Source organism: Prosthecobacter sp. (assembly GCF_020439865.1).
In the GTDB taxonomy this organism is placed as follows: domain Bacteria; phylum Verrucomicrobiota; class Verrucomicrobiia; order Verrucomicrobiales; family Verrucomicrobiaceae; genus Prosthecobacter.
This window is the reverse complement of sequence record NZ_JAGRPF010000134.1, coordinates 1-2,587: the sequence shown is the minus strand read 5'-3', so window position 1 is coordinate 2,587 and position 2,587 is coordinate 1. Positions and strand designations below refer to the sequence as shown.

Annotated in this window: 4 protein-coding genes; 3 read left to right on the top strand and 1 reads right to left on the bottom strand. The window is 62.2% G+C overall.

Annotated features, from left to right (window positions below; translation table 11 throughout):
• The 3 genes from KDL09_RS15730 to KDL09_RS15720 form a co-directional block, all read left to right on the top strand.
• The coding region (locus tag KDL09_RS15730; protein WP_294387048.1) for a S49 family peptidase at positions 1-859 on the top strand (859 nt) is incomplete at its 5' end.
• A gap of 36 nt (positions 860-895) precedes the next feature.
• On the top strand, positions 896-1,801 hold the full coding sequence (locus KDL09_RS15725; RefSeq protein ID WP_294387045.1) for a major capsid protein: 906 nt from the start codon (positions 896-898) through the stop codon (positions 1,799-1,801).
• A gap of 28 nt (positions 1,802-1,829) precedes the next feature.
• On the top strand, positions 1,830-2,222 hold the full coding sequence (locus KDL09_RS15720; protein ID WP_294387042.1) for a hypothetical protein: 393 nt from the start codon (positions 1,830-1,832) through the stop codon (positions 2,220-2,222).
• A 68-nt stretch (positions 2,223-2,290) separates the two neighbouring features.
• Here KDL09_RS15720 and KDL09_RS15715 read toward each other — a convergent pair.
• On the bottom strand, positions 2,291-2,587 hold a 297-nt coding region (locus KDL09_RS15715; RefSeq protein ID WP_294387039.1), incomplete at its 5' end, for a hypothetical protein.

Genomic DNA, 2,587 nt, shown 5'->3' with positions numbered 1-2,587 from the left:
GGCCTACTGGATCGCCTCCCAGTGTGACGCCATCTACTCCACGCCAAGCGCCCGCGTTGGTTCCATCGGCGTGATGCTGCCGTTCATCGACAGCACCGAGAAGTTCCGCAGCGAAGGCCTGAAGGTGGAAGTATTTGCGGCGGGCAGGTTCAAGGGCATGGCCACGCCGGGGGTGCCGCTCACCGAGGATCAGCGCACGCTCATTCAATCCGACATTGAGGAAATCGCTGCCGAGTTCAAGGCCGCTGTGCTGGCACGGGGCCGCAAGATTCCGGACAGCGCGATGGAAGGTCAGAGCTTCAGCGCTCGCAACGCCCAGCGCCTCAACCTGGCCGGCATGGTCCGGAGTCGTGACGAGGTGATCAGTCGGCTGCGCTCCATGCAGGCGGCCCGAGTTGACACGCGATCCCAGGCATCCACCCCGATGAAAACCGTCGAAGAACAACTCAGTGAGGCGCTCGCGCGCATTCAAACACTGGAAGCCGATGCCAAGGCCCGCGAGGGCTTGATGACTGAAGCCTCCACCCAGGTCGAAACCTTCAAAGCCACACTCCTCTCCAAGGAGCAGGAGCATCAGGCTCTTCTGCAGCAGGCCTGCACGGAGCGTGACACGCTCAAAGGCCAGCTCGTCGCTGCCCAGGCTGATGTGGAGCGCTTCACCAAGCGCAGCGGCGAACTCGAAACCCAAGTGCGTGATCTCACCGCCCGGGAGCAGGATCTCGACAAGCGGGCCGCGATCAAGGCCGCGCAAATTGCCGCTGAAATGGGCACGCAGGTGCCGGCCAAGATCACTCCTGCGGGTGACACCAAACCCACCACCGCCGCCGAGCAGTGGAACCGCCAGTTCACCAAGGCCTGATCCCATTTCCAAAACCTCTCACTCATCTGCATCCCCATGGTACCCACTCTTCTCGACATCGCCAAGCTCGACGCTGGCATCGGTTATCCGCTCATTGAGGAAGCCGTCAAACTGGCTCCTGAACTCGCCGTGGTCCCTGCCGACACCATCCTCGGCACCACGATGGAGCTTACGGTGCGCACCGGCCTGCCCTCCGTGCGTTTCCGCAATGCCAACGAGGGCGTCGCACGCAGCAAGTCCAGCTACGAAACGCGCACCTTCCAGACCCACATCCTCGATCACCAGATCGCCGTGGATGCACAGGTCGTCGATGGTGCGCGCGACCGTGGTCGCCTGCTCGAAAACCATGCCTCCGGCGTGATGGAGGCGTCCATGCAGTACATCGGCTCGCAGTTCTATTACGGCACGGGCAACGACAGCAAGGGCTTCCCCGGCTTGCTCGCACAGGCCAAGGCGGATGCCGCCCATGTGGTCGACGCGGGCGGGGCCGCCTCCAAGACCTCGGTGTGGTTCCTGCGCCTGGGCCGCGAGTGCGTCGAGTTTCTCTTTGGCAACAACCAGACCATCCGCCTTCAGGACGTGTGGGATTTGGAAACCGTCTATGATACGGAAGGCAATCCCTACAAGGCCTACACCAACTGGATGACGGGCCGCATTGGCATGCGTCTGGCCAACAAGAACTGTGCTGTGCGCGTCAAGAACGTCGAGGAAACCGGTGCGGGCAAAAAGATGCTCAACGACACCATTCTCTACTCGGCCTACGAGAAGTTCACGGAGTTCGGCATGGAACCCACGCACATCTTCATGAACGGCCGCTCCCGTGAGCAGTTGCGCAACAGCCGCACGGCCACCACGACCAACGGCACTCCCGCGCCGCTACCCACCGAATGGGAGGGCATCCCGATCATCCGCACGGCCTCTATCGCCAACGACGAGGCGTGATCCAACCTTCATCCCCCACTGAACCATCATGCACTCGCTCAAAGACGCCCAACTCACGCAGTCCGTCGCGCTTGCCGCCGCAGGCGCTTCGGTGTCCACCACGCCGCTCGACCTGACCCAGACACCGCCCGACGAACACCAGTTCGAGGTGGAACTGGCACTGCCCGCGCTTCCCGAACTCGCCGATGCCAAGACGGTGAGCGTGGCCTTGGAGGATTCGGAGGACGGTGAGTCGTTTGCCGCCATTCCCGAGCTTGCCGCACTGGTGGTCACCGGAAGCGGTGGCATTGGCTCCGCCGCTGCCACTCGCCGCGTGCGTCTGCCTTCCAGCGCCCGCCGCCACCTTCGTGCCACCGCAGCCACCCAGGCCGATGCTGGCAACCTCACCGCGCACAAGCTTACCCTCGCGCTGGTGTTCTGATTTCCTGGGGCGCAGGCCTCGGGTTCGGGTGCAGCCCTCCTTCGCTTCATGCGGGGAGGGCTGTTTCGTTATGCATCAAGTGCGTTGCGAAGCAGGTCCAGACGATTGGTCAAAAGGTATGAGGTGAAATCCCTTTGTTCCCGGCCGGCGTCACCCCGCACTTGGACAATCTTTGAATCGTCATCGAAGCCGAATCCAAACATCCGGTCCTCCTTGCCTCCAACGGTGCGGCAGTTGGATATCAATTCCTTCATCTCATGGTTGGTGAACAAGAGAGTCATGTCCTTGTACCAATGCGGACCGACGTTGCGCGTTCGTGCAACGTCGGGTGCATACTGACCGAAGAGCAGGATGAAGTCCGCCTC